20 protein-coding genes are annotated in these 25,032 nt (G+C 43.7%); 18 read left to right on the forward strand and 2 right to left on the reverse strand.

Going from position 1 to position 25,032, the window contains the following annotated elements:
- Positions 1 to 20: 20 nt before the first annotated feature.
- Together KTG12_RS09810 and KTG12_RS09815 are read right to left on the reverse strand one after the other, a co-directional pair.
- Entirely contained in the window at positions 21 to 1,646 is a 1,626-nt protein-coding gene (locus KTG12_RS09810; RefSeq protein WP_005651040.1) for an alkaline phosphatase family protein, read from the reverse strand.
- The gene (locus KTG12_RS09815; protein WP_005651041.1) at positions 1,619 to 2,818 is read right to left on the reverse strand and encodes a DUF4105 domain-containing protein; all 1,200 of its coding nucleotides are present in this window, start codon (positions 2,816 to 2,818) and stop codon (positions 1,619 to 1,621) included. Before KTG12_RS09815 ends, KTG12_RS09810 begins: the two co-directional genes overlap by 28 nt.
- A gap of 761 nt (positions 2,819 to 3,579) precedes the next feature.
- Between KTG12_RS09815 and KTG12_RS09820 the strand changes: the two genes are divergently transcribed.
- The 18 genes from KTG12_RS09820 to secG all read left to right on the forward strand — a co-directional run bounded on the left by KTG12_RS09820 (position 3,580) and on the right by secG (position 24,969).
- Positions 3,580 to 7,602: a glycoside hydrolase family 2 TIM barrel-domain containing protein gene (locus KTG12_RS09820; RefSeq protein WP_138272740.1), complete on the forward strand. Its 4,023-nt coding sequence runs from the start codon at positions 3,580 to 3,582 to the stop codon at positions 7,600 to 7,602.
- A gap of 75 nt (positions 7,603 to 7,677) precedes the next feature.
- Entirely contained in the window at positions 7,678 to 8,457 is a 780-nt protein-coding gene (locus tag KTG12_RS09825; RefSeq protein WP_081446981.1) for a type III pantothenate kinase, read from the forward strand.
- The gene (locus KTG12_RS09830) at positions 8,444 to 9,733 is read left to right on the forward strand and encodes a hypothetical protein (protein WP_005636347.1); all 1,290 of its coding nucleotides are present in this window, start codon (positions 8,444 to 8,446) and stop codon (positions 9,731 to 9,733) included. Before KTG12_RS09825 ends, KTG12_RS09830 begins: the two co-directional genes overlap by 14 nt.
- 29 nt (positions 9,734 to 9,762) lie before the next feature.
- Complete coding sequence (locus KTG12_RS09835) at positions 9,763 to 11,127, forward strand: lipopolysaccharide assembly protein LapB (protein WP_005636348.1); 1,365 nt, start codon at positions 9,763 to 9,765, stop codon at positions 11,125 to 11,127.
- A gap of 2 nt (positions 11,128 to 11,129) precedes the next feature.
- Positions 11,130 to 11,870, forward strand: a complete 741-nt coding sequence (lptC, locus tag KTG12_RS09840) for an LPS export ABC transporter periplasmic protein LptC (RefSeq protein ID WP_138272739.1) — start codon at positions 11,130 to 11,132, stop codon at positions 11,868 to 11,870.
- The gene (locus KTG12_RS09845) at positions 11,870 to 13,126 is read left to right on the forward strand and encodes a hemolysin family protein (RefSeq protein ID WP_005636350.1); all 1,257 of its coding nucleotides are present in this window, start codon (positions 11,870 to 11,872) and stop codon (positions 13,124 to 13,126) included. Before lptC ends, KTG12_RS09845 begins: the two co-directional genes overlap by 1 nt.
- 97 nt (positions 13,127 to 13,223) lie before the next feature.
- On the forward strand, positions 13,224 to 15,362 hold the full coding sequence (locus KTG12_RS09850) for a SurA N-terminal domain-containing protein (RefSeq protein WP_022321988.1): 2,139 nt from the start codon (positions 13,224 to 13,226) through the stop codon (positions 15,360 to 15,362).
- 111 nt (positions 15,363 to 15,473) lie between these two features.
- Positions 15,474 to 16,505, forward strand: a complete 1,032-nt coding sequence (gene rlmN, locus KTG12_RS09855) for a 23S rRNA (adenine(2503)-C(2))-methyltransferase RlmN (RefSeq protein ID WP_005651051.1) — start codon at positions 15,474 to 15,476, stop codon at positions 16,503 to 16,505.
- A 58-nt stretch (positions 16,506 to 16,563) separates the two neighbouring features.
- Entirely contained in the window at positions 16,564 to 17,595 is a 1,032-nt protein-coding gene (locus KTG12_RS09860; protein WP_005651053.1) for a DUF4837 family protein, read from the forward strand.
- A gap of 73 nt (positions 17,596 to 17,668) precedes the next feature.
- A complete protein-coding gene (gene pdxA, locus KTG12_RS09865) occupies positions 17,669 to 18,769 on the forward strand; it encodes a 4-hydroxythreonine-4-phosphate dehydrogenase PdxA (RefSeq protein ID WP_138272738.1) in 1,101 nt (366 codons plus the stop codon).
- 311 nt (positions 18,770 to 19,080) lie between these two features.
- Entirely contained in the window at positions 19,081 to 19,551 is a 471-nt protein-coding gene (locus KTG12_RS09870; protein ID WP_005636362.1) for an adenylyltransferase/cytidyltransferase family protein, read from the forward strand.
- Positions 19,552 to 19,559: 8 nt separating this feature from the next.
- A complete protein-coding gene (locus KTG12_RS09875) occupies positions 19,560 to 20,288 on the forward strand; it encodes an SDR family NAD(P)-dependent oxidoreductase (protein WP_036724584.1) in 729 nt (242 codons plus the stop codon).
- A gap of 7 nt (positions 20,289 to 20,295) precedes the next feature.
- Positions 20,296 to 21,183, forward strand: coding sequence for a CDP-alcohol phosphatidyltransferase family protein (locus KTG12_RS09880; RefSeq protein WP_005636366.1), 888 nt, complete (start codon positions 20,296 to 20,298; stop codon positions 21,181 to 21,183).
- A gap of 6 nt (positions 21,184 to 21,189) precedes the next feature.
- Complete coding sequence (locus KTG12_RS09885; RefSeq protein WP_005636368.1) at positions 21,190 to 22,017, forward strand: lysophospholipid acyltransferase family protein; 828 nt, start codon at positions 21,190 to 21,192, stop codon at positions 22,015 to 22,017.
- 99 nt (positions 22,018 to 22,116) lie between these two features.
- Complete coding sequence (locus KTG12_RS09890) at positions 22,117 to 23,304, forward strand: sigma-54-dependent Fis family transcriptional regulator (RefSeq protein ID WP_005636370.1); 1,188 nt, start codon at positions 22,117 to 22,119, stop codon at positions 23,302 to 23,304.
- Between the two features lie 3 nt (positions 23,305 to 23,307).
- Positions 23,308 to 23,820 (forward strand): LptE family protein, encoded by a 513-nt coding sequence (locus KTG12_RS09895; protein WP_005636371.1) that lies wholly within the window; start codon positions 23,308 to 23,310, stop codon positions 23,818 to 23,820.
- A 2-nt stretch (positions 23,821 to 23,822) separates the two neighbouring features.
- Positions 23,823 to 24,590 carry a hypothetical protein gene (locus tag KTG12_RS09900; protein WP_005636373.1) on the forward strand — a complete coding sequence of 256 codons (768 nt, stop codon included), beginning with the start codon at positions 23,823 to 23,825 and terminating at the stop codon, positions 24,588 to 24,590.
- A gap of 7 nt (positions 24,591 to 24,597) precedes the next feature.
- Complete coding sequence (gene secG, locus KTG12_RS09905) at positions 24,598 to 24,969, forward strand: preprotein translocase subunit SecG (RefSeq protein ID WP_005636375.1); 372 nt, start codon at positions 24,598 to 24,600, stop codon at positions 24,967 to 24,969.
- The last annotated feature ends 63 nt before the right edge of the window (positions 24,970 to 25,032 follow it).

Raw genomic sequence — 25,032 nt, forward strand, 5'->3', positions numbered from 1 at the left:
TTGTATTTGTCAATGGATATTTATTTAGATGGAATTGTCAATTGTCCATTGCCAATTGTCAATTCTCTAAGTGGTAGACTGAGGGACGCATTGGGTGGCCTGATCCTCAGCACATGGGTTACCGTTGGGGCTACCTCTGTGGCTTTTACTTCGCGGTAGATATGTTCCGGCTTGATACCGTTGCCCATAAATACCAACGGGGTTATAACTGCATTATTTCGTATTACTTTTACTTTCGCTTTCGGATCGTCGTTGTTGATGGTCCATCCGGGCTGTAACTCGATGATCAGGTCGCCACGGCTTGAAAGGTGGGTGCCGTGCAGGTATTTGGAAGTCTTTTCATTCCAGTTGCCCGTACGAAGGACATTCTCGGTTGCAACGAATTGCACGCCGCTGAATTCGCGCAAGAATTCGGCCGCCTTTTCCTGTATGACCGTCAGTTCCAGCTTCGCGTCTTCTATCGCTTTGCGGTTCAGATAGATATGGTTGTTATAGAATCCTTTTACCCAATTCGTATGTTGGCCGTAGATCGCCATCAAGTACATATTGAGTAAGGCGACGCAACGTTTCGGATGGAATTCGCCATTTGTCAGCTGCATGCCGTCAGGATATTCTTCTTCACTCTTATAATATCCTGAACCGGTAAAGACGATCAGCGTGTTGTTCAGTCCGACCTTCTTGTCGATCTTGTCCAACAACTGCTCCAGATCCTTGTCCAACTGATAATAGGTGTCTTGTATCTCGCGGGTGTATTCCTTATGCATATTGCCGCGATAATTACCTGCATAATAAGTGATGGCAAGCATATCCGGACAGGAACGTGTACCGAAAGCCCCGTATTCGAGGAACTGAAGCGCCAAGCGGTTGATTTCCTTATTGATAAAAGGGGAGGTCTTCAAGTTGAAGAAACACTCGTTTGTATTTTCCTTGAATGTGTATTTGAAAGGAATTTCATCTAACACGTACGGAAATGCATTGAACTTATCCAGTGACAGGGAGGGAGTCCAAGTCATCTGCTCCAAACGTGCCGACAGAGATTCCGGGCCGTTGTTGTAGCGGTCCACATACCAAGGAAGCCCTTTGTAGTAGGTCGTTGTTGCCCATTTGCCGTTGTAATCGTCCATCCAGAAAGCACCGTTTGCCGCATGTCCGGCAGAAAGGATCGCACTTTCGGGGTTGGGAGCAATGGCATATACGTCACTTCTGCCTTTGGAAGCGATTTTCAGTTCGTCTCCGATTGTGGAGCTGATCAGTTTCCGGGGAGAATAATGCTCTTTCGTATAATTGCCGATATAGTCCGGGTCATATAAGACCGAAACTTCCTTTTCCTTGTCAAAATCGTAGATATTCTTTCCCGCTATTCCATTGAAGTTAGGATTGCTTCCGGTGAATAGGGTGGCAAAGGCACTGGCTTCATCTATGTCTGAGAATTCGAACCGTATGTTGTTATACACCAGTCCTTCATTCATCAACCGCTTGAAACCACGCTCGCCGAATGTATTATAAAAGTATTCTATATAATCACCCCGCAATTGATCGACAGTGATGCACACGACCAATTTGGGAGTGCTTTGTTGAGCCTCCAGGTTGGTTGCTGCCAGAATTGCGATGAGCGATGTTAATATTTTTCGTACCCGATGTTCCATATTTTTCTGTAAACGCCATATCCCGAACGGAGCCAAAGGCTCATTACCAACGGAATAAATGCTGTATTTAAATGCTGCGGAATGAAATGCCAGCCAGCCAGCATCAGCGTAAGCGCCGCAAAGTTAATAAAATGATAATAATATGCGGCCTTTCTTAACTTTTTTACTGTAAACAAAATAACAGCTGCTAAGTCAAAAGGTTGTAACCAGATAATATTCCAGTTCGGGCAAACGCATGGATGTGTCGAAACGAAACTCAGGAAAAACAGTACGATTCCTGCTATTCCAGCTGTGAAAAACAAGATGCAATCAATAATCCTGAAATAGGATTTATGTCGCCATTCAACGAATGTGACAGCCAGCACAACCAGGAAAAAGGCCCAACAGCAGACAAGCGGCGTAAAGAAGCCCGTATCCGGTTTTACCTCATCGGTGAGCCCGTTTATCAATGTTTTGGTTGAACTTACCAATTCCTTCCGGGAACCGTCTGCACCGGTAATGCTTGCCGTACCGAACGCTTCTTTCAGGTAGGGCGGTAGGAACATCATTTCATGGGGAGTCGCGATCCGGTCGGTCGGACTGCCAAGTGCCAGGTCACATCCGAACGTAAGCCAGGGTTTGTTACGCGTACAGTAGTTGATGAGATCGCGGAACGTCTGCTGCTTGAACGGTATGTTATAATCTATTTTTCCACCTGCCAGCTTCTCGATGATGGCAGCGGGTCTCGTTGCACAATTGTCGAAAAAGAAATTATAACGGTATACGCGGTTTTCCGGCCGGTTATTGATCATCAACGCTTCCCATATCCGTGCTTTTCCTGCGGAATCGATATCCAGGATTTGTTCGGTGACTTCGCTTCCCCGCATCTCATATTCGATTAGGAAGTCGCGTGTATATTGCGCTGCCAGTCTGTAATCGGTTTCTCCTTTTGCAAACCGATAGATGAAGTTGGGCTTCGAGAAGTCGAATATCCCGTAATTAAATACGGTATCGAGTTTTTTCGATGCATCTCTTACCCGCAAAGCTGTATGTCCGTAGACCGTGTACACTTCGTCTTCCGATGGCGAAACTGTCAATAGGCTGATCTCGGCATCTTTGCTGAGCAACGGGTATTGCGCCTGAAGCGAGACGGCGGTAAAGAGTAGAAAGAGTAGGAATATATATTTTTTCATAAACAGAAAGTTATGTGTATGCTGAATTGAATTGCCATTGCTTCTAATAATTAAACTACAAATATACGACAGGCCGGAGGAAAATGTATTGGGAATGTAGATTATTTTAAGAAAAGACAGACATTACAGCGTAAGAGCCATTTTGTAAATCCTTCTATCACTCTATCACTGCGAAGGTTATAGTTATTGATATTCAATCGTTAGAGGCTGTGATACAGGACGTTTTCCTCTATCACTCCTCTATCACTTCTGAAACATATGGAATTTATTATATAATTGATAGCTAATATGTTACCTTCTTTTGCTTTTGAGAAAACATATAAAATAATCGAATAAACAAATGTAAAAACGAATATAATAGGTATTAAATAGGTGAAATACGGTTCTTCATCTCACAAAAGCCCTCTCTTTTTTTAGCAAAGACAAGCACATAATTCCGTAAACACCCCCGTGTTGTCATCCTTTACACCCGGATGTACCGGCCCTCTACACCCGGGTGTAAAGGATGGCAACATGGGGATGTCTGGCAACTAAAGTACCATGCCAGACAATAAAAACCACCCGGTTTTACCTATTTTATAGCCGTTTTTGCAGAAAATAATAGAGTGATTTGCAGGGATGGGAAACGGGATTTCCGAATTTTGGTGCGGTTACCCTGGAAGTTCTTTTATATGCTGTGTTAATTTTGTATATTTGTGAACGATTTGGCATGTCTAAGAATGAATACACAAATAAAATCTATTATTCCTAAAATGAACATCATGAAAAAAATCTCGTTAGCCTTAGCGCTTTGCTGTGCTTCTTTCTATAGCATGGCTGATCAATTGCCGCTTGGGGGATTTAGTTACGGACCGGTGGAAGCACCGACCGGTAAAGAGTGGGAGTCGCCTGAGAACCTGGCTCTGAACAAAGAACAACCGCATGCTTATATTTTCCCTTTCCAGGATGTGGAAAGCGCTCGTAAGGTATTACCGGAAAACAGTAAATTTTGGCAGTCTTTGGATGGAGACTGGAAGTTCAATTGGGCGCCTGATCCCGATTCACGGCCGAAAGACTTCTATAAGACGGAGTTTGATGTATCCGGCTGGGATAATATCCCGGTTCCTTCCAGTTGGAATATTTATGGAGTCCAGAAAGACGGTAGCCTGAAATATGGAGTTCCGATCTATGTGAACCAGCCGGTAATCTTCCAGCATAAAGTGGCGGTCGATGACTGGCGCGGAGGTGTGATGCGTACTCCGCCAGCAAACTGGACGACTTACAAGCACCGGAATGAAGTCGGTTCTTTCCGTCGTAATTTCGAGATACCGCAGGATTGGGACGGACGCGAAGTTTTTATCAGTTTCGATGGAGTCGATTCTTTCTTCTATCTCTGGATCAACGGTCAATATGTCGGTTTTTCCAAAAACTCCCGCAATACGGCTAATTTCAACATCACTCCTTACCTCCGTAAAGGGACGAATGTGGTGGCCGCTGAAGTATATCGCAGTTCCGACGGTTCTTTTCTGGAAGCGCAGGATATGTTCCGCCTGCCGGGTATCTTCCGGACGGTCGCTCTGTATTCGGTTCCGAAAGTGTATGTGCGCGATTTGGTGGCGATTCCGGATTTGGATGTGACTTATACGGATGGTTCGCTGGCAATCTCGGCCGATGTATGCAACTTGGATAAAAAGGTTGCGAAGGGATATAAACTGGAATATGCGTTGTATGCCAATGAGTTGTATTCGGATGAAAACGTCAAAGTGGAAAATGTGCTTGTTTCGGCAGCGGTGGATGTAGTAAATCCCGGACAGATACAGACCACGAAAGCTGTCTTGAATGTAAAAGCTCCCCGGAAATGGTCGGCAGAGTTCCCATATCGCTATACGCTGGTTGCAGAGTTGAAGAATGCTAAAGGGAAAGTGGTGGAGACAACCTCTACGATCGTCGGGTTCCGTAAGGTCGAGATCAAGGATACACCGGCTGAAGAAGATGAATTCGGGCTAGCGGGACGTTACTATTATATAAATGGTAAGACCGTCAAGCTGAAAGGCGTGAACCGTCATGAATCGAATCCGGCGGTCGGACATGCCATCACGCGCGATATGATGGAAAAAGAGGTGATGCTGATGAAACGTGCCAATATCAACCATGTGCGTAATTCGCATTATCCGGATGATCCTTACTGGTATTTCTTATGTAATAAATATGGTCTTTATTTGGAAGACGAAGCCAATATCGAGTCGCATGAATATTATTACGGGGCCGCCTCCCTTTCACATCCGGTAGAATGGAAAAAGGCGCATGTCGCACGTGTGATGGAGATGGTTCATGCTAATATCAACAACCCGTCTATCGTGATCTGGTCGTTGGGTAACGAGGCGGGACCTGGTGAAAACTTCGTGGCTGCTTATGATGCGTTGAAGCAGGTGGATAAATCCCGTCCCGTCCAATATGAACGTAATAATGATATAGTGGATATGGGGTCGAACCAGTATCCGTCTATTGGCTGGACGCGTGGTGCGGTGAAAGGTGATTATGATATCAAATACCCGTTCCATATTTCCGAATATGCTCATTCGATGGGGAACGCCTGTGGTAACCTGGTGGATTACTGGGAGGCGATAGAATCGACAAATTTTTTCTGTGGCGGTGCTATCTGGGATTGGGTGGACCAATCGATGTATAACTATGATAAAAAGACCGGTAAGCGATATCTGGCATACGGTGGGGATTTCGGTGATACTCCGAATGACGGTCAGTTCGTGATGAATGGCATTGTGTTCGGTGATCTGGAACCGAAACCGCAGTATTATGAAGTGAAGAAAGTCTATCAGCATATTGGTGTGAAAGCGGTCGATGTCAGGAAGGGGCTTTTTGAGATATTCAATAAATATTATTTTAAGGACCTTTCGGATTATGATATAAGATGGTCGCTTTATGAAGACGGAAAGGAGATTCGATTCGGTTTTGTTAATTCCGGGATGATCCCTGCCCGTGCCAAAGCACAAGTGTCAATACCTATGCCTTTTGACAAGTTGAAGAATGATTCCGAATATTTTGTAAAGGTGCAGTTCCTTCTTAAAGATGATATGCCGTGGGCTGAAAAAGGATTTGTGACGGCGGAGGAACAAATTTTGTTGCAGGAAGCTATGGCGCGTCCTTCCATCAGTGCCGTGACGGCTTCTGCCGGAAAGGTGAAGTTGGATAAATCGGATACTTCGATTAAAACGGTGAGTGGTGACGGTTTCGTTGCTAAGTTCGATATGGAGACGGGTACGATTTACAGCCTGGCCTACGGAGGCAAGACGATTATAACCGATGGAAACGGTCCGAAGCTCGATGCTTTGCGTGCTTTTACCAATAATGACAACTGGTTCTATTCGCAGTGGTTTGAACACGGCTTGCATAACCTGCAACATCGGGCAACGAATAGTACGGTTTTGGAAAGAAACGACGGTACGGTCATCTTGGCTTTCACTGTCGAATCGCAGGCGCCGAACGGTGCTAAGATCAAAGGTGGAACCAGTACGGGAAAAAATAGTATAGAGGAACTGACAGATAGGAGATTCGGGGAAAATGATTTCAAGTTTACGACGAATCAAATCTGGACCGTTTATCCTGACGGGTCTGTCGAGTTGCAGTCGAGCATCACTTCTAACCGTCCGAGTCTGGTATTGCCACGCCTAGGATATTTAATGAAAATCCCGCAGCAGTATGCAGACTTCACTTATTACGGACGTGGCCCGATCGATAACTATGCTGACCGCAAGAGCGGACAGTTTATCGAACAGCATAGGAATACGGTGGCTGGCGAGTTTGTGAATTTCCCGAAACCGCAAGATATGGGCAACCACGAGGATGTACGCTGGTGTGCCCTGACCGATCCGGATGGCGAGGGTGCTGTGTTTGTGGCTACCGACCGTTTGTCTGTATCGGCTCTTCAATATTCTGCGTTGGATTTGATTCTGGCTTCTCATCCCTACCAGTTGCCGGTTGCAGGGGATACGTATCTGCATTTGGATGCGGCTGTGACCGGGTTGGGTGGTAACAGTTGCGGACAAGGCGGACCGTTGGAACAGGATCGCGTCTTTGCCGGACATCATGACATGGGCTTTATAATCCGTCCTGCCGGAAAAGATGTAACCGTTACGGCAAATGTTGCACCCGCCGGAGAAATGCCGTTGACAATCATGCGTAATCGCGCCGGATCCGTTGAGCTCTCATCGGCTCGTAAAGACGCTGTGATTTGCTATACGACCGACGGGAAAGGAAAAGCGAAGGAATATTCGGAAGCCATACCGTTCCGCAATGGTGGTACCGTAAAAGCCTGGTTTAAAGATAATCCGAAAATCAATGCAACGGCTTCTTTCAGCAAGATCGAGAGTATTCAGACGGAAGTGGTCTATACAAGCAGCGAAGAGTCCGGTTACGGAGATGCCAAGAACCTGACGGATGGTGATCCGAATACGATCTGGCATACGATGTTTTCCGTTACCGTTGCCAAATATCCGCATTGGGTGGATTTGGATGCAGGGGAAGTAAAACAGATTAAAGGTTTTTCATTCCTTCCCCGGCAGGACGGATCGAATGGTAATATCAAGGATTATTCGATTAGTGTCAGCCTGGATGGTAAAAACTGGGGTGAACCGGTCTTGAAAGGTACTTTTGAAAATAACCTGAAGGAAAAGAAAGTGCTGTTCGATCAGCCGGTCAAAGCCCGCTATATCCGTTTTACAGCATTGAGCGAGCAGCGCGGACAGGATTTTGCATCGGGTGCTGAATTGGTGATTCTGGCTGATTAATTGAACTTTATATTATGTGATGGAACAGGAGAGGAAGTCATTCCTTTCCTGTTTTTTATACTTTGTGCCTTCGATATGTCTGTTATCTCATCATTTTTGTTTTTCTTTGCGGAAAAATTCAGACACGTGAATCTCATTATAGAACAAGGAAACACATCGTCGAAAGTGGCTGTATACAATAAGAGGCATATGGAGGCTTCTTTTGTGTTTAAGAAATTCGACGTGGAGGTTGTCTCTTCTATCTTTAAGAAGTACCCGCTGACGAAAGGGATATTCTCGACAGTGATAGATAAAGATGACGAATTGGTTGAATACCTGGGAAGCAATCTTCGGAATTTTGTGTTTTTGGACGAAACGGTATCTCTTCCGATCAAGGTGCAATATAAAACGCCTAAAACGTTGGGTAAAGACCGGCTGGCTGCCGCTGTCGGGGCTAATTACCTGCAACCAGGAAAGGATTTGCTGGTGATAGATGCCGGAACAGCTATTACATATGAACTGATCGATGCTTCCGGTTCTTATTTAGGAGGGAATATTTCACCTGGAATGACAACCCGGTTCAGAGCATTGAACCTGTTTACGGAGAAATTGCCTTTGGTTGTCGAACAGGAATACATTCCTTTGGTCGGAACGGATACGGAAACAGCCATCCAGGCTGGAGTAGTAAATGGTATAGTGTGCGAGATGGATGGATATATCGAAATGCTTCGGCTAAAATATCCTAACCTTTTGGTTTTTTTAACAGGCGGTCATTCGTTTTATTTTGAAAGACGACTAAAAAACTCCATCTTTGCAGACATTAATTTAGTGTTGACAGGATTAAACAGAATCTTAGAGTATAATGTTGAAGATTAATAAAGTACTAATAACAAGCGTTCTTATATTCATGCTGTTGCCTTTGATGGCGCAAAACAATACAAACTCGCCCTATACCCGTTTCGGGTATGGTGATTTGGGAGAACGTTCGTTCGGCGCAGGTCGAGCCATGGGCGGTGTCGGTTACGGATTACGTTCGCCGAAACAAATAAATCCGATGAACCCGGCATCATACAGTTGCATGGACTCCCTGACATTTCTCTTTGATTTTGGTGTAGCCGGTCAGTTGTCGTGGTTTGATGACGGAAATGCCCGTCAGAACGATATCAACGGAAACGTGGAATATATTGCAATGCAGTTTCCGATTCATCGCCGGATAGCCTTGAGTTTCGGTTTGTTGCCTTATTCTTATGTCGGTTATAAGTTTGGTGCTTTGCGTAACGACGAAGGAGTTACATTTACGGAAACTTATAACGGCTCAGGCGGTTTGAGTGATTTCTATGGAGGTGTCTCTATTGATATCTGGAAAAAACGTTTAGCCGTGGGAGCCAATTTCGGTTTCCTGTTTGGGAATATCAAGCATGAACAAGTTGTAATCATGAGTGGTGAAGGAACAGGAGCATATAATACGAACCGTAATCAGGAATTGAGGGTGCGTGACCTGAAAATGGATTTCGGATTGCAGTACACACATCCGTTAAGCAAGACGGAGAGTGTGACGTTAGGTCTTGTTTTTTCTCCTAAAAAAAGTTTGCATGCAAAATCCTATCAATTGACTCAGTCTTATACATCTTCTGGTTCAGATGGAGAAGTGCTTCAGTCTGATACTATCAGCGGGAAAGCGTTTGCGTTGCCAAATTCGTATGGAGTGGGGCTTTCTTATGTGAAACAAAATAAATTAACGTTAGCAGCCGATTTTTCCTATGAGGATTGGGGAAAAATGCCTTACTTTGGGGAGAAAGATAATTTCAAGAATCGTTATCGGGTAGCGGTTGGTGGCGAATATATACCGGATTATATGCGCAAATCATATTTCAGTAGGATTCGTTATCGCGCAGGTGTTCATTATGGCAATTCTTATTTGCGTATGAACCGGACAGATGCCAATCCTTCCGGAGACGGTTATAACGAGATCGGAGCAAGCCTTGGTCTGGGATTGCCGTTAATTGATAACCGTTCGTTGATTAACATATCGTTTGAGTATGTGAAAAAGAAACCGGAAGTGAAGATGAACATGATTGATGAACAGTATTTTCGTTTTACAGTGAATTATACGTTCAATGAAGCATGGTTTATGAAATTTAAGGTTGATTAACTAAATAGCTAACTTTAATAGAAATAAATATGAAGATCAAAGTATTATTATTGGCTTTCGGATGCTCTATGATGTCGTTCGGAGCTTATGCACAAAAAGGTGTGGATACTGGTACTCCGTTCGGTTCTGGTGAAGATAGCGTACGTTGTATTACCAATATCAGCTTATTTGTCCCTTATGCCAAAGCAGGGAATTTCAAGGATGCTTATGAATTCTGGTATCAGGCTTATACCGAATGTCCGGGAGCTCATAAGGATATCTACTTGTATGGTGTGAGGATCATGGACTGGAAAATCAATACCGAGAAAGATCCGGCTAAGAAAGCTGCTCTTATCGATGATTTGATGAAGGTGTATGATACGCGTGTGAAATATTTCGGTAATGACCGAAAGTATGGAAAGGATTGGATTATTGCTCGTAAGGCTGCTGATTATATCCGCCTTAAGGGAGATAATGCAGACCCGAAAGTGTATTATGCTTGGTTGGGTGAAGTGATCAATGAGTTTGGTGAAAACTCTGAAGCAATGGGAGTATCTTTGTATATGATGGGGTCTCACCGTCAACTGTTGGCTGATCCTAATTTCAAAGAGACTTATTTGGAGGACTATTTGAAATGTTCAAAGATCATTGCAACTCAGTTAGCCGCAGCTCAAGCAGCAAATAATGAAAAGGAGATAAAGAACCTGACTACCTACAAGTCTGCCATTGATGGTGGTTTTGCAGGTAGTGGTGCTGCCGATTGTGAAACGTTGCAGAATATGTATGCTTCCAAAGTTGAAGCTGCAAAGGATGATTTGCCTGCGTTGAAAGAAATCGTATCTCTGTTGAGACGTGTTCGTTGTCAGGAAATCGATGCTTTTTATACAGCTGCAGGTTATGCCTATAAACTGGAACCGAGTGCAGATGCCGCTCTGGGTATTGCAAAACAGGCTGTAAAAGCTAAAGATTATGATAAGGCTATCCAGTATTTTGAAGAAGCAGCCAATATGGAAACAGATGCAGTTTCAAAGGCTGAAGACTATTATCTGATCGGTGTACTGTTGTTCGAACAGAACAATATGTCAAAAGCAAGACAATATTGTCAGAAAGCAATTGAAACCAATCCTGATTACGGTGCGCCGTATATACTGATTGGCAATATGTATGCTAAATCTGCAAAATCTATCTATCCGAATGATGCCGTTTTGGCCAAAGCTGTTTACTATGCAGCTATCGATAAATTTGAAAAGGCAAGACAGGTAGATCAGAATGTGGCAGAAGACGCTGGTAAATTGGCTAATACTTATCGTGCTCACCTTCCTTCTACGGAAGAAGTTTTCATGCATCCGGATCTGGAAAAAGGAAAAGCTTTCAAAATCGGGGGATGGATTGGTGAGACTGTCACAATCAGATAATTATGATTAAGAACCGTTTTCTTTGTAAAACGAACGAACAAGGCATAACAACTATCTTTGCGGTAGTTGTTATGCTTCTTTTATTTACTGCCTCTTGTAATGGAGATAACAAGGAGGTTGTTGTGGTTGCTTTCGATCCTGAAACAACTTATACGTTGAGGACTACTGATTATACTACTCAGTTCTCCGATTCGGGGATTACACGCTATCGTGCTATCGCTAAAGAATTTTTGAAATTCGATAAGGCAAAAGAGCCGTTCTCATATTTTCCTGAAGGTATTTATGTGGAAAAATTCGATACTTTATTTAATATTGAAGCGAGTCTTAAAGCGGATACGGCTTATAATTATGAGAAGAAAGGACTATGGAAGCTGATAGGCAATGTGAGGGTTGAGAATCTGGAAGGGAAAAAATTTGAAACTTCCTTGCTTTTTTGGGACCAGAAAGAGGAAAAGGTCTATTCTGATAAATACATTCGGATACAAGAGGATGATAAAATCATAACGGGTATCGGATTCGAGTCGAATCAGAATATGACTCAATATAAAATATTTAATTCTCAAGGAGTATTCCCTGTCAGTGAATCGGTAACGACTGATTCAACCCAAAATATTGTTCCAGTAGATTCTATGCCCATAGCTGCCAACCCTGCTATGGAGACTGTTCCGCAGAAGCAACCGGCACAGAAGGAAAAAGTGGTTCCACGAAAATTGGTGCCGGCCGGGATGGATAAAACGAAGTAATGGGTGCACTTACATACATATTAATATCATTGGCTTTTTCTGCATTCTTTTCAGGAATGGAGATAGCCTTTATCTCTTCCAATAAGTTACGTTTCGAACTTGATAAAAAGGAAAAAAGCTTGACGAGTAAGATTCTGGATATATTTTACCGGAACCCGCATCAGTTTATATCTACAATGCTGGTCGGAAACAATATAGCGTTGGTGGTCTACGGTTTGCAGATGGCGATTATACTGGAACCTCTTATTGCTCGTGTGGTAAATAACGAGGCACTGATTGTTTTGACTCAGTCTATTATCTCGACTATCCTGATATTGTTTACCGGAGAATTTATTCCAAAAACTGTTTTTAAATTGAATCCGAACTTTTCGCTTACGTTGTTTTCGGTACCTTTGTTAATCATATATGTTGTTTTGTATCCGGTTTCTAAATTTTCTTCTTTGCTTTCTTTCCTGATTCTGAAAATTGCTGGTGTAAAGAATGTGACCGGTTCGACGCAACGGGCGCTGGGCAAAGTCGACCTTGATTATTTTATCCAGCAGAGCATTGAAGATGCGCCTCAAAATTCGGATATGGATACGGAGGTAAAGATTTTTCAGAATGCACTTGATTTTTCGAATGTGCGTTTGCGTGATTGCATCGTTCCCCGTACGGAAATTGTGGCTTGCGATAAGACGGCTGCTCTTGAGGAACTACGTTCCCGTTTTGTAGAGACTGGACTTTCTAAGATTCTTGTTTATAATGAAAATATAGATGATATTGTCGGATATATCCATTCTTCGGAAATGTTTAAAAACCCGGAAGATTGGACACAAAGTATCCGAAGCGTCTCGATTGTTCCGGAAACGATGGCTGCCAATAAATTGATGAAAGTCTTGATGCAGGACAAGAAAAGTATGGCTGTTGTGGTGGATGAGTTTGGTGGAACTTCGGGAATCGTAACCTTGGAAGATTTGGTGGAAGAAATATTCGGAGAGATAGAAGATGAGCACGATATCAAGTCGTATGTAGCCAAGAAGGTGGGAGATGACGAGTATCTATTGTCCGGTCGTATAGAGATCGATACGCTGAATGAGAAGTTTGACTTGGAATTACCGGAGTCGGACGATTATGTGACAATAGCCGGTTTTATATTGCATTTTTATCAGAAATTTCCGAAGTTGAATGAAACGATTGTAATTGATAAATATTCTTTTAAAATCGTAAAAGTGACAGCTACGAAAATCGAATTAGTTCGTATGAAAGTAGTGAGTTAATTAAAAAAAAAGCATAAAAAGATGCGGCAATCTCTTTTTTTCGTATCTTCGTGCCCTTAAAATGTGGAATAATAAACTTTAAAATAGATAAAGATAAATGGCTACGCTGGAAAAAATCAGAAGCAAAGCAGGACTGCTGGTACTCGTTGTGGGGGTGGCATTGTTCGCTTTTATCATCGGTGACTTTTTAAACTCCGGTTCTACTTATTTCAGACAATCGCAGGAGACGGTTGCGGAGGTAGACGGAGAAGTTATTAAAATTCAAGAATTTCAGGATCGTGTAGACGAAATGACTGAAATGTACAAAATGCAGACAGGTTCCACCAGTCTGCCCGAAGAATACCAGACTCAAATCCGTCAGTCTGTATTCGATGGTATGGTTCAGGATATCGTTTTGAATGAAGCAACTTCCGAGTTAGGAATGGGAGTAGGTCCGGAAGAACTGTTCGATATGGTTCAGGGTGAAAACATTTCTCCGATGATCCAACAGATGCAGATGTTTGTGAATCCGCAGACAGGTGCATTTGACAAAACTGCATTATTAAATTTCTTAAAGACTATCGATGACGATAATATTGCCAACTATCCCGCTGACCAGCAGGCACAGTTGTTGCAGGGGCGTCAGTTCTGGATGTTCTGGGAAAAGAATATCAAACGTCAGCGTTTGGAACAGAAGTATACAACTCTGTTGAGTAAGGCTGTTTCTGCTAACAAACTGGATGCAAAAGATGCTTTCGATGGCTCGGCTGTAAGCTCTGATATCGTTTATGCAATGCAATCTTATGCTTCTATTCCTGATTCAACTATACAGGTAAGCAAGAGTGATATCGAAAAGCTGTACAATCAGCGTAAGGAGTTGTTCAAGCAGAAAGAAGGAAAAGTAATCAAATATATCGCTGTCGATATCCGTCCGAGCAAAGAAGACTACGACAAAGCAAGTGCTGAAATCGAATCTTTGAAGAGCGAGTTGGCTACTTCTGAAAAAGTGGCTGATTTGGTGACGGAAAATTCTGAAATACCTTATATGGACGCTTTCTTTACAGAGAATGCATTGGATCCTGAAATGAAGCAATTTGTAAAGACTGCAAATGTTGGTGACGTATACGGCCCTGTTTTTGAAAACGATAAATACAGATTGTTTAAGTTGGTCGATAAAACCGTTGCTCCTGACTCTGTGAAGGTCAGTCATATTATGTTGGCAAATATAGGCGATGAAGCTGCTATCAAAGCAAAAGCCGATAGTTTGTTGAATGTACTGAAGAAAGGTGGTGACTTTGTTGCCTTGGCAAAGGAATATTCAGCTGACCAGGCTGCTGAAAAAGGGGGTGAACTGGGCTGGTTTACTGAAGCGACAGCTTTGAGAGGTGTAAATGATGATTTCAAAAAAGCTGTTTTCTCGACTCCGGTCAATGACTATTCAATTGTAAAATCTTTGTATGGTACACATATCATCAAAGTTACCGATAAGACTACAAATGTAGACAAATACAAAGTAGCAGATATTGATATGACCGTATCTCCGAGTACAAAGACTTATGGTAACATCTATAATGAATTGAACCAGTTCATTTCAAAGAACCAGAATATAGATAAATTGGATGATGCCGCTAAAGAGGCCGGTTACAACTTGTTGTCAAATGTGACAGTAACTGCTAACGACCAGTTGCTGGGTTCTATCAAGAATTCCCGTCCAGTAATCCGTTGGGCGTTCCAGAACAACAAAGGCGATATTTCTGAAATTTTTGAATGTGACGATAAGTTTGTGATCGCAGCTATTCAGGGTACGTTGCCGGAAGGTTATCGTTCTTTGGAATCTGTTACTCCGATGTTGAAATCAGAGTTGATCGCTCAGAAGAAGGGTGAAAAGATCGCACAAGACCTGTCTGCTAAAAATCTGAGTTCTGTCGATGCTTATGCTCAGGCTATGAATTCTTCTGCAGATTCTGTTAAGTTCGTTAGCTTTGCAACACGCCGTATCGCAGGTATCGGGGTTGAGCCGAAGTTGAATGCAATGGTTTCCTTGGCTCAGAAAGATCAGTTGAGCGCTCCGGTTGTCGGCAACAACGGTGTATATGTGTTCAAGGTATACGAACAGAACAAGGACGCCAAGAATTATGACGAAGCTGCTGAAATCAAAGCATTGGATGCTTCTAACGCTTACCGTTTTGGTTTCCAGGCTATTCAGTCATTGGTTAACAAAGCTGATGTGGAAGATAACCGTATCCGCTTTTATTGATCGTTGAACTGTTTGCGGCAGGAGAGACTGCCGTCCATTATAGGGAACCGCCAATCGCAACCGATTGGCGGTTTTTTTATATCTTTGCATGAAAGAAACACAAGAAGGATCATGAATGAGAAAAGACGTTTATTGGGAATGACTTTGGATGAACTGAAAGGAGTGGCTTTTGAAGCCGGACTTCCAGGCTATGCAGCTAAGCAGATGGCTGACTGGCTGTATAAAAAAAAAGTGACTTCTATTGCAGCGATGACGAATATAGCCTCGGCGAAACGTGCCTTGTTGGAGAAAAACTTTGAGGTGGGGGCCGTACCTCCTTCCGACTTGATGAAGTCGGTGGACGGGACGATCAAGTATTTGTATCCTGCCGGTCCTGGTAATTTTGTTGAATCCGTGTACATCCCGACGGAAGACAGGGCGACATTGTGTGTTTCCTCCCAGGTCGGATGTAAAATGAATTGCCTTTTCTGTATGACCGGTAAACAGGGGTTTACCAAGAATTTGTCAGCTAATGAGATTCTGAACCAGATACAATCCTTGCCGGAAACGGAAGAATTGACTAATATCGTTTTTATGGGAATGGGCGAACCTCTAGACAATGTGGATGAACTGTTCAAAGTATTGGAAATCTTGACCGCCTCTTACGGATATGCCTGGAGTCCGAAGCGAATCACGGTTTCAACTATAGGGGTAGCCAAAGGGTTAAAACGGTTTCTTGAAGAGAGCGACTGCCATTTGGCTGTCAGCTTGCATTCGCCTTATCCGGACGAACGGCGATCTTTGATGCCGGTTGAAAAGGCTTTTCCTGCGTGTGATATTATCGAGACGATCAAGCAATATGATTTTACGCATCAACGTCGTGTTTCATTCGAATACATTGTTTTTAAAAATTTGAATGATGATCTTCAACATGCGAAGGCTTTGGTTTGTTTATTAGATAAAGTCCCCTGCAGAGTCAATCTGATCCGTTTTCATGCAATCCCTAATGTGTCGTTGGAAAGTTCGGACTTGGCAAGAATGGAGGCGTTCCGGGACACGTTGAATGCAGCCGGTATCGTTTGTACGATCCGAGCATCACGAGGAGAAGATATATTTGCCGCATGCGGGATGCTTTCTACGGCGAAGAAACAACAAAAAGAATAGAAATGGTTTCTTTTGAGGGAAAAGAAGCTATATTTGTATAACAAAAAAATAAACGGGTATGAAAACACATTCTTTATTGATCAGCTTTTTAATGCTTCTTGTCATTATGGGAGCATGTAGTTCGGGCCCAGTGATGAGAAATGCTACCGGTTTCGCCTATGAAATTGTTGTGACGATGGATAAAGCTGACTGGGATGCTCCTGCCGGAAAGGCTATCAAAGCCGAATTGACTTCCGATATTCCAGGATTGCCACAGGCTGAACCTGCCTTTAAGATCACCTATGTGACTCCTGACCAGTTTAACGGTTTGTTAACATATGTGCGCAATGTTTTGATTGTTAGGATAGATAAGTCTCAGTATACGAAAGTTTCACTGAACTATGAGAATAATCGCTGGGCGAAAGGTCAGGTAGTGATGACATTGACAGCTCCTGACGATGCAGCCATTCTTGAATACGTAAAGGCTCATCCGCGGAACATAGTGGAATTTTTTACCAAGTGCGAAAGAAACCGTACGATCGGACAATTGGAGAAGGAACATAGTCCGGTGGTTATGGATCACGTGAAGGACCGTTTTAACGTCATGTTGAGTGCTCCGGCAAATATGACCTATTTCCGTGACACGACCGGCTTTTTCTGGGCTTCCAATAATGCCAATACTGGGCGTACGGATATTGTTGTCTATGATTTCCCATATAAGGATGCTGATACTTTCACAGCCGACTATCTGATTGCAAAACGTGACTCTGTCATGAAGCTGAATATGCCGGGGACGTTTCCCGGATCTTATATGGCTACGGATACAGCTTGGGTAACTTATAATCCGACAACGGTAAATGGTAAATATTGTGGTGTGTTGCGCGGTTTATGGCATATGAAAGGCGATATGATGGGAGGACCATTTGTCAGTCATGCACGTTTGGACGAAAAGAACAACCGGGTTGTAGTCGTTGAAGGCTTTGTATTCGCCCCGGAGACGGATAAGCGCAATTTTATCCGCCGTATCGAATCTGCATTGTATACCTTGCGTCTGCCTGGTGAATTTGAAGAAACACAGGTAGAGAAACTGGATGTTTCCGAAGAAAAGTAACAAAAGATTTGTGGTTTGTGATTTAGAGCAGCGATGGAATAAATCATAAATCATAAATCATAAATCAAAATATATGGAAGAACGATTGGTTAAGGTGGGCATAACCCACGGAGATATAAATGGTATCGGTTACGAGGTGATACTGAAAACATTGTCGGATACTCGTATAGCCGAACTTTGCACGCCGGTCATTTACGGCTCGTCGAAGATTGCCGCTTATCACCGGAAGGTCTTGGAATTGCCTGCTGTGAATTTAAGCATCATTGCACAGGCTGAAGATGCCGGGGCAAACCGGGTGAATATTATCAACTGTGTGGATGACGAGACTAAAGTAGAGTTGTGTCAATCTACAACTGCTGCCGGTGAAGCCGCTTATCTGGCTTTGGAGGCTGCCGTTACCGACTTGAAACGCGGTGCGGTGGATGTATTGGTAACGGCTCCGATCAATAAGCACAACATACAGAATGAACAATTTCATTTTCCCGGTCACACAGAATATCTGGAACAATGTTTCGGTGGTTTGGGAAAAAAGGCATTGATGATTCTGATGAAAGATAATCTTCGCGTTGCCTTGGTAACGGGACATATCCCATTAGCACAGGTCGCATCAAAGATTACTGTTGAAGATATTGTGTCCAAATTGCGTATTTTTAATCAGTCACTTAGGCAAGATTTCGGAATCGTGCGTCCCCGTATAGCTGTCCTTGCTTTGAATCCGCACGCTGGAGATGCCGGATTGTTAGGTAAGGAGGAAGAAGAAATCATTATTCCGGCTATCCAGGAAGCAGAGAAGAAGGGAGTAATGCCTTTCGGACCGTATGCTGCTGACGGTTTCTTTGGTTCGCAATTGTACGATAAATTCGATGGTGTACTGGCTATGTATCATGATCAGGGCTTGGCTCCGTTTAAAACGCTGGCGATGGATGACGGTGTTAATTATACGGCAGGTCTATCAATCGTACGGACTTCACCGGCTCATGGTACGGCTTATGATATTGCCGGCCAGAATGTGGCCTCTGAAGAATCTTTCCGCCAGGCCCTATATGCTGCATTGGATATTTACCGGAATCGTATCCGTTATCGTGAGGCAACAGCCAACCCTCTGCGCAAGCAGTATTTCGATAAAGGAGGTGACAATGAAAAGCTCGACCTGACAAAAGAGGAAGACGAATAACCGGAAGCCCGGAAATCATTTGAATACTAAAAAACCATTTCTTGCTTTATGGATAAAGCAGGAAATGGTTTTTGTTTTTTGTCCGTAGTCGAAAAGTAAGAGAGAGGTATTTTTGTTGTAAGAGCCTGTTTAGTCGTTCGTTAGTTGAAGTTGTGTCATTTTTGTATTTTACTTAAGTATATAGTTGTGGATATGAAGCGGAGAGAGAGAATGCCCAAACTGAATCAGGACGAGAGTCCTTTTTACCGCCATTTTTTTTTTGATAGGAAAAGTTTGTGTAAGTTTGCGGTTTCAAAAGGATATTAAGTATTATGTTTAAGGATAAAACGATTGTGTATACATCAGGAACATTTGATATGTTCCATTACAACCATCTTCGGATGATAAATTATGCCCGCAGCCTTGCGGATATTTTGATTGTGGGGGTGAGTACGGATGAATTGGTGTCTTCTTATAAGGCGAAGCCGATCATTCCTTTTACGGAACGTCTGCAAATCATCGAAGCATTGAAAACTCCCGATATTGTCATTCCACAACATACGTTGGATCATTCCGAAATAGTCAAAAAGCTGAATATCGACGCTTTTGTCGTGGGAGACGATTGGTATGGCAAGTATGATTATTTGAAAGACTTGGGCGTTCAGGTATTCTATTTCCCTTACGGGACAGGAGTGTCCTCTTCCAACTTGAAGAAAACGATCCATGATTCATATGAAGCGAATTTGAAGTCTCAACGGCAATCCAAACCTGAATCTGTTAAAGGCTTCGGTGAAAAAGAATAAGGGTGATGATGGAAAAAAGGGTATTGATTACCGGAGGGACGAAGGGGATAGGCAGAGCGGTTGCCGAATGTTTGGCAAAAGCTGGCTACAGCCTGATTTTGACTTATGCTTCGGATAAAGAAGAGGCTCTTCGGGTGGCAGACGGTTTGCTGCAGCAATACAAAGTGGAGGTTCTTACGCTTCAGGCCGATATTTCCGATCGGAAATCAATCAAAAAGATAGAATCATTTCTAACCGGGTGCTCTATGCGCTTGGATGCGGTGATCTTTAATGCCGGCCTGACCTGTCGTGACTCGTTTGAGGATTTGGATATAGTAGAATGGGAACGGGTGTTTTTTGCCAATGTGCATTTCCCTGTCTTCCTGTTGCAACGCATTGTCGGTTTGATTAATAAGGGAGGAAGCATTGTCTTTACCGGTTCTCTGATGGGGATACAGCCCCATTCGGTTTCACTGGTGTATGGCGTGACGAAGAGTGCCGTGCATGCGTTGGTGAAGAATATGGTGAAGTTCCTGGTTCCGTATGAGTTGCGTGTGAATGCTGTGGCTCCCGGTTTTGTGGATACCGAATGGCAGAAAACGAAACCCGCTGAAATACGTCGTAATATAGAGAACAAGGTTTCATTAGGGCGTTTCTGTGATCCGGAGGAACTGGCGGAAGTTTATAGAATGTTAGTAGAAAATAGTTATTTTAATGGCGAAGTGATCGTCGTCGATGGCGGTTATTCGTATAAATAGAAGATAAATGAGCGACTTGGATAAAGAGTACGAGGCTTCGTTGAAGTCGATAGAAACAGAAAATAAGATTGACCGGATTTTTTATCGTCCTATCGGTTTTCGTATTGCCCGTATGTTAAGGGGTACAGGTATTACGCCTAATATGGTGACTGTTGTCTCTATTTTTGTAGGGGCGGCAGTCGGTTTCTTTTTTTATCATGATGATCTGATTTACAATGTTTGCGGTATCCTGTTGCTGGTATGTGCAAATATCCTAGACTGCGTGGACGGGCAGTTGGCCCGCCTGACGGGAATCAAATCGGCGATCGGTCGTATCTTGGATGGTTTTGCCGGGGATATCTGGTTTACGTGTATTTATGTCGGTTTCGCCCTTCGTCTGTCTCATGATTACGGAACGGACTGGTTCTTTGCCTTGGCGGTTCTTTCTGGTTTGTCACATTTGGTACAGGCGAATATCACGGACTATTACAAGACACTTCATTTGTATTTCATCAGCAAGGATAAAGGTGCGGAGTTCCAGTCGCTGGAACAGGTACGTGCCCGCCATAAGGAAATGAAATATGGTATCAATAAATTTTTCTATTTCCTCTATCGTGGCTATACGCTTTTGCAGGTGAAAGCTACTCCGTCCTTGCAGGGTATGCTTCGCAGCTTGCATGCACGGTATGGAGATGATATTCCGGAAGATATCCGTATCCGTTTCCGCAAACAAAGCAAGGAACTGATGCACATGGTAGACCTTTTGACTTTTAACGGACGTACGATCGTGATGTTCGTCGTGGTTCTGGTCGGTGAGGTTTGGGTTTATTTCTTGTATGAGATAATCGTATTGAACATCGTTTTGTTGCTCGCCATGAGAAAGCATGAACAGATGTGTGCAACATTCTATAAATAAGAATTTATGAAAGAGAGCGTTGTAGACATACATGATTTACAGGAAGCTGCCCCGTTCTTTAAAAGTCGTTTCGGCTCTTTTCTGGGGAAAGTGCTGATCAAATGGTTGAGTATCGATAAGGTAAACAAGGCTCATGCCCATAACTGCCATTTGCGGGGAGCGGAGTTCACAACGGCCTTGCTGAACGACCCGTTGATCGATATTAAATATGATCTACATAACGCCGAGGTGCTGGATCATCTGCCCGAAGGCGCTTTCGCTACTGTTTCGAACCATCCTATCGGATCGATAGACGGGATTATGTTGATCGATATATTCGCTTCACGCCGTCCGGATTTCAAAGTAATGGTAAACGGCGTATTGACCAAAATCGGGGCCATGGGAGATAATTTCGTGTCCGTCAAGCCAGACTCCAATAACCAGGGGGCTAATCTGAAGAATATAAACGGGGTCCGTATATCCCTGCAACAACTGAAAGAGGGGCATCCGATGGGTTTTTTCCCTGCCGGGGGGATCTCGATGTATAATAAGAAGACGAAGAAAATACAGGATTTGCCTTGGACGCACAGTGTGATTCGTCTGATCCGGAAAGCGAAAGTGCCTGTATATCCTGTTTATTTCGATTTCCTGAATTCCCGCTTTTTCTATTGGCTGGGCCGGATTGACTGGCGTATCCGTACGTTGCGCATACCAGCCGAGGCCTTTAACAAGCGCGGGCGTACGGTCGATGTTTATATCGGTGAGCCTGTTTCTCCAGAAGAAATCCAAAATATTGCCGACGACAAAGACCTGGCCGAGTTTTTATATCAACGTACGTACGCTGCTAAAAAATAACAAACCTGTATAGAAACCGCCTTCGGATTTCGGTTAATTGGATTAAGATTTGTAATTTTGGCAGATAAAACTGAAATAATTACAGATAGTAGAAGAAATATGATAAAGGTTGACGTGCAGCAGATAAAACAGCGTTTTGGAATTATCGGTAATAATGCCGGGCTGAACCGGGCTATCGATGTTGCCCTACAGGTCGCTCCGACAGATTTGTCTGTGCTGATTACCGGTGAAAGTGGTGTCGGTAAAGAAACTTTTCCTCAGATTATACATCAGAACAGCCCGCGTAAACATGGGCAATACATAGCGGTGAACTGTGGTGCCATTCCTGAAGGTACGATTGACTCGGAATTGTTCGGACACGAAAAAGGTTCTTTTACAGGAGCGTTGTCTGACCGTAAAGGCTATTTCGAGGTTGCGGATGGCGGGACGATCTTCCTGGATGAAGTAGGAGAGCTGCCCACTCCTACGCAGGCACGTTTGTTGCGTGTTTTGGAGACGGGAGAGTTTATCCGTGTCGGTTCATCCAAAGTCCAAAAGACGAATGTCCGTATCGTCGCGGCGACAAACGTCAATCTGACGCAAGCTGTAGCGGAAGGAAAATTCCGTGAAGATTTGTTTTACCGTCTGAGCACGGTGCCTATCCAGGTTCCTCCTTTACGTGAGCGCGGTGAGGATATCATCTTGCTTTTCCGGAAATTTGCCAGCGATTGCGCGGAGAAGTACCGGATGCCGCCGATCCGTTTGGATGAGGAAGCCCGCCAGTTGATGCTTTCCTACCGTTGGCCGGGGAATGTCCGGGAACTGAAAAACATAACGGAGCGTATTTCTGTTATCGAGGAAAACCGGGATATCACCGCTTCAGTGCTTCGCTTGTATCTACCCGATCTGAATATCGAGAAATATCCGGTCCTAGTCAAACAGGATTCCGATCAGAAGATATTCAACAGCGAACGGGAGATTCTATATCAAGTGCTGTTTGACATGAAGAAAGATGTCAACGAACTTAAGAAGCTGGTACACGACATCATGGGAGGCAAGATGCCAATCGAGATGCCGGAAGAGCCGGCGGCTTATCCCCATCCGATCCATACCGTCCATCCGGTTCCTTCTATTCAGGAAGCCGAAGCAGTGGAAGAGGAGGAGAGCCTGTCGCTGGAAGAAGTCGAGAAAGAGATGATCCGAAAGGCCTTGGAGAAACATAACGGTCGCCGTAAGAATGCCGCTGCCGACCTGAAGATATCGGAACGGACACTTTACAGAAAAATAAAAGAATATAATCTGGAATAAAAGATGTTGAAGATTAATAAGATATGGCTTTTCTGCCTGATCGGGCTGATTGTGACGGCTTGTTCGATCTCCTATAAGTTTAATGGAGCTTCTATTGATTATACGAAGGTCAAGACGATCACGATCAAGGATTTCCCGAACCAGGCTCCGTTAGTCTATCCGCCCCTTTCGCAAAAGTTTACGGAAGCATTGAAGGATATTTATATCCGTCAGACCCGTCTGCAGTTGGTGGGGAGCAACGGCGACTTGGACCTGGAGGGTGAAATTACGGGCTATGACCTGACTCCTATGGCTGTAAAAGAAGATGCTTATGCCTCACAGACCAAGTTGACGATTACGGTTCGGGTTCGTTATGCCAACCGGGTGAATCCGGATGAGGATTTTGAGCAGAGCTTTTCGGCATACCGTGAATTCGATGCGACTCAGATGTTGCAACAGGTACAGGACCAGTTATCGGAAGAGATTATTGACGAGCTTGTCGATCAAATTTATAATGCAACGGTTGCCAACTGGTAAAAATGAAAGCTGCTGATCTATATCGACTAATGGAGAGCCCGGCCCTGCTGACTGAGGATACACTTCAGCAGTTAAAGCAGATCGTCGATGAATTCCCATATTTCCAGATTGCCCGGATGCTTTACCTGAAGAACCTGGCGGTCTTGAACGATATACGTTTTGGCGCAGAATTGAAGAAGATGGCAATCTATGTCCCTGACCGTAGGAAGTTGTTCACCCTGATAGAAGGTGAACGGTTCGGTTTGCAGCTCCAGTCAGCGAAAGAGGAAAATCCAACCCGTGAAGATGCTTTTTCACTGATCGATGCTTTCCTGTCCAATCGTGAGGAGGAAGAACCGAAGACGGATGCGTCTCTTCTGTTCCAGCCGTCCGTTTCGTCGGATTACATCTATTGGTCATTGACGAAGGAAAACGGGCAGGTGGAGGAAAAAGAAGAGGAAGAAGAAGTCCGTTTGCAACATCACGATCTGATCGATTCTTTTATAAAAAATGAAGAACAGCGGACTCCCGGCAGTGGTCTGAACCTGGATATGGAGACAACCGGAGCACCTGTTCCCGGAAATCTGGCGGAGTTGGAGGAGAACCAGCATAAACCGCTGGATGACTCCTATTTTACGGAAACATTAGCTCATATTTATGTAAAACAGAAGCGATATGAGAAGGCATTGCAAATAATTAAAAACTTAAACTTGAAATATCCAGAAAAAAATGTTTACTTTGCAGACCAAATCAGATTTCTGGAAAAGTTGATTATTAACACTAAAAAATAAAACAAAGATGTACGTATTTATTTCTATCTTAATCCTGATCGCATCTATACTATTGATCTTGATTGTATTGATTCAGAACTCGAAAGGTGGAGGTCTGGCTTCAGGATTCTCTTCTTCCAACCAAATTATGGGGGTACGCAAAACCACAGACTTTCTTGAAAAAGCAACCTGGACTCTTGCCGGCACTGTTGTTGTTTTAAGTATTGTGATTACTGCTTTTATTCCGAGAGCTCAGCACGCGAATCAGTCTGAAATCAAAGAACAGATAAATAATGCCGTAACAATCGATCCGAATACGGTTGCTCCTGACTTTGGCACTGCCCAGCAACCTGCGACAGCTCCCGTTTCTTCTTCTGAAGAAGAAGCTCCAGCTAACTAATAGAAAACGGATTTTCGATATAATGAAGAGGTTTCCTGCAACAAGGATGCCTCTTTTTTTGTT

The organism is Parabacteroides sp. MSK.9.14 (assembly GCF_019041495.1).
Lineage (GTDB): Bacteria > Bacteroidota > Bacteroidia > Bacteroidales > Tannerellaceae > Parabacteroides > Parabacteroides merdae.

Bases quoted from the DNA above. Each gene is read 5' to 3' on its own strand.
- KTG12_RS09875 (WP_036724584.1), top strand. From the start codon at position 19,560: ATGGAAAAAAGGGTATTGATTACCGGAGGGACGAAGGGGATAGGCAGA.
- KTG12_RS09880 (WP_005636366.1), top strand. From the start codon at position 20,296: ATGAGCGACTTGGATAAAGAGTACGAGGCTTCGTTGAAGTCGATAGAA.
- KTG12_RS09860 (WP_005651053.1), top strand. From the start codon at position 16,564: ATGAAAACACATTCTTTATTGATCAGCTTTTTAATGCTTCTTGTCATT.
- rlmN (WP_005651051.1), top strand. From the start codon at position 15,474: ATGAATGAGAAAAGACGTTTATTGGGAATGACTTTGGATGAACTGAAA.
- KTG12_RS09815 (WP_005651041.1), bottom strand. From the start codon at position 2,818: ATGAAAAAATATATATTCCTACTCTTTCTACTCTTTACCGCCGTCTCG.
- KTG12_RS09885 (WP_005636368.1), top strand. From the start codon at position 21,190: ATGAAAGAGAGCGTTGTAGACATACATGATTTACAGGAAGCTGCCCCG.
- KTG12_RS09820 (WP_138272740.1), top strand. From the start codon at position 3,580: ATGAAAAAAATCTCGTTAGCCTTAGCGCTTTGCTGTGCTTCTTTCTAT.
- KTG12_RS09835 (WP_005636348.1), top strand. From the start codon at position 9,763: ATGAAGATCAAAGTATTATTATTGGCTTTCGGATGCTCTATGATGTCG.
- secG (WP_005636375.1), top strand. From the start codon at position 24,598: ATGTACGTATTTATTTCTATCTTAATCCTGATCGCATCTATACTATTG.
- KTG12_RS09810 (WP_005651040.1), bottom strand. From the start codon at position 1,646: ATGGAACATCGGGTACGAAAAATATTAACATCGCTCATCGCAATTCTG.
- KTG12_RS09830 (WP_005636347.1), top strand. From the start codon at position 8,444: ATGTTGAAGATTAATAAAGTACTAATAACAAGCGTTCTTATATTCATG.
- KTG12_RS09850 (WP_022321988.1), top strand. From the start codon at position 13,224: ATGGCTACGCTGGAAAAAATCAGAAGCAAAGCAGGACTGCTGGTACTC.
- KTG12_RS09845 (WP_005636350.1), top strand. From the start codon at position 11,870: ATGGGTGCACTTACATACATATTAATATCATTGGCTTTTTCTGCATTC.
- pdxA (WP_138272738.1), top strand. From the start codon at position 17,669: ATGGAAGAACGATTGGTTAAGGTGGGCATAACCCACGGAGATATAAAT.
- KTG12_RS09895 (WP_005636371.1), top strand. From the start codon at position 23,308: ATGTTGAAGATTAATAAGATATGGCTTTTCTGCCTGATCGGGCTGATT.
- lptC (WP_138272739.1), top strand. From the start codon at position 11,130: ATGATTAAGAACCGTTTTCTTTGTAAAACGAACGAACAAGGCATAACA.
- KTG12_RS09825 (WP_081446981.1), top strand. From the start codon at position 7,678: ATGTCTGTTATCTCATCATTTTTGTTTTTCTTTGCGGAAAAATTCAGA.
- KTG12_RS09900 (WP_005636373.1), top strand. From the start codon at position 23,823: ATGAAAGCTGCTGATCTATATCGACTAATGGAGAGCCCGGCCCTGCTG.
- KTG12_RS09890 (WP_005636370.1), top strand. From the start codon at position 22,117: ATGATAAAGGTTGACGTGCAGCAGATAAAACAGCGTTTTGGAATTATC.
- KTG12_RS09870 (WP_005636362.1), top strand. From the start codon at position 19,081: ATGTTTAAGGATAAAACGATTGTGTATACATCAGGAACATTTGATATG.